General features: G+C 44.5%; 3 protein-coding genes and 1 tRNA gene. All 4 read right to left on the reverse strand.

Annotated elements, in window-relative coordinates:
• Positions 1–102: 102 nt before the first annotated feature.
• The 4 genes from RMO84_RS08645 to RMO84_RS08660 all read right to left on the reverse strand — a co-directional run bounded on the left by RMO84_RS08645 (position 103) and on the right by RMO84_RS08660 (position 2,017).
• Positions 103–777 carry a hypothetical protein gene (locus RMO84_RS08645; RefSeq protein ID WP_310488072.1) on the reverse strand — a complete coding sequence of 225 codons (675 nt, stop codon included), beginning with the start codon at positions 775–777 and terminating at the stop codon, positions 103–105.
• A gap of 328 nt (positions 778–1,105) precedes the next feature.
• Positions 1,106–1,471: a clan AA aspartic protease gene (locus tag RMO84_RS08650; RefSeq protein ID WP_310488073.1), complete on the reverse strand. Its 366-nt coding sequence runs from the start codon at positions 1,469–1,471 to the stop codon at positions 1,106–1,108.
• Positions 1,468–1,764 (reverse strand): hypothetical protein, encoded by a 297-nt coding sequence (locus RMO84_RS08655; RefSeq protein WP_310488074.1) that lies wholly within the window; start codon positions 1,762–1,764, stop codon positions 1,468–1,470. The genes RMO84_RS08650 and RMO84_RS08655 overlap by 4 nt, the downstream gene beginning before the upstream one ends.
• A gap of 179 nt (positions 1,765–1,943) precedes the next feature.
• Positions 1,944–2,017: transfer RNA gene (locus RMO84_RS08660), tRNA-Asp, on the reverse strand.
• Positions 2,018–2,021: the final 4 nt, after the last annotated feature.

The raw sequence follows: 2,021 nt of genomic DNA on the forward strand, positions 1-2,021 counted from the left end.
AGAACCCCGACTTCTCCAAGAAGTCGGGGTTCTGTACCTCACAAGCCTGAAAAGTGCTGTATCGATCTCAACTAGTGCCAACAGAAATTAATAACGATGCTTTTACATCAAAACCTTAGCCGTTTTAATGCCACAAACCGCACTAATAAATCCGCAAACCAATCCGTTTAATAAAACCAAGAAACCCGCAGTCAACTGAGCGGACATGCCCATAAATTCAGCATTAGCACCAGATAAACTACTGCCAAACATGAGATGGATGAGTATTATTCCTTGCCAACCTAACCAACACAGCATCAGGATCGAAAATACGCCCAAGATCCCACCGACTATCGCACTCCCAAAGCCAGCAACCCAAGCATAGGATGGCTCGAATTTGCCACCTTCACGCAGCAGCTTATATCTAACCACCATCAACATGCCACTTAAAGTCGCACCTGCCACAGTCCCGATCGGCGATACCAGCGACAGGCGCATGTATGCGAAGATATAAGCAGGTAAAGCACCATACCAACTAAATTCAGAGGCGGCAGGTACTTGGATAAAATCGATCAGCGTCGCCCAAGGGCCAATGATATTTACTAATATTGGTGACAGCAATTTTCCGAATAGCATCGTGCTAATGGCAATGACAAAAGAACCAACTAGAGAGAAGCCAATCGTCACAAATAGTGCCCAGGGAGACTTGATTTTCCAAGTCACGATCGTCCCAGCTACTATTCCAGGTGCTAAGAGTACGAGCAGTCCAGCGAGATGAATTAATTGAAGTTGCAGCATAGGAAATGAGAGCAGAATCTAGATCGCTATCGCAGTTATAGTCTTTTCTATACCTGATGACATCAGTATTTTCCACAGACACAACCAGCCGCTAGATTGCCTTTGCCGTTTCGCTAGCAAGCTCATTCATTGATGTCTACGATCTCATCCACACAAGTTTGAGATCTCGATCGCATCAAACTTGAATTAATTTCTGGATTAATTCTATCGAATCCGTAATTATTTTCAAAAATCAGTGGATTCGATCGCCAATCCATCACAAATAAATTTAATATCCCCTATCTACTATCCCCTATTTAATATCCACTATCCACTATTAACTATCCCCTTACAAAGCATCAATACTCAAAATACTGCCATCGCTAAAATCGATATTCAAGTTGCAATTATTGAGTAGCAACGTCCCAACTTGCGGACGACGCCCCATTGCTAATACTGGCACTTCTAACTCGACACCATCCCAGAACACTGTCGCGCGGTGGACTGGTGTCGGCATGTTTTCATCATTAGCAAGGTTGGTATTCAGACTGGCGACATAGGGCAATTGCAGCTTGGCAACTGCTGCTACTGGTAAAGCCAAAGCTCCTTCAAATCCGGTATTAATTACACAGCCAATTTCGAGATCTGGATAGCCAGAAATCCTAATGATGACTTTTACCTGGGGCTGTCGCCCGATGACAATTCCATTAATCACGCTAAATCTACCTTTGTCAAACTACCACCCACCGCATAAACAGCATTAAAACCAATCCGTTCCGACCAAATTACTGCATCGGGAAATTGAGAGCGCAATCGATCGATCGCTTCTAGAAAATTATCATCTATTTCATAATTACCCGTATCGAGATCGATCGCAATAATTTTGCCGATTTGCTCTCGCTTTTCCACCTGACTGCGGATCGATCTGTTGTAGAGATCCTGTCCGCGTCTGGCAATTTTGAGATGATTGGGTGCAGTGGTTGCTTCTTTGCTATTTGGATGAGTCATAACTCGATCGACTGCACTGTGTTTTATTAATCTGTTCCGATTATACCAAAACCAGGTCTCGGCTCTTGTATCAAAGGTGCTGGCTAGGATTGTTGGAATCGATCGAAGCTCACCAAACAAAAAGCCCCCATCTTAATGATGAGAGCTTCTTGCTAAATGCGATCGAGTTTTGACACTGACGGGACTGACGGGACTCGAACCCGCGACCTCGCGCGTGACAGGCGCGCGCTCTAACCAACTGAGCTACAGTCCCATTT

It is taken from the genome of Chamaesiphon sp. VAR_69_metabat_338, assembly GCF_031423935.1.
Classification (GTDB): domain Bacteria; phylum Cyanobacteriota; class Cyanobacteriia; order Cyanobacteriales; family Chamaesiphonaceae; genus Chamaesiphon.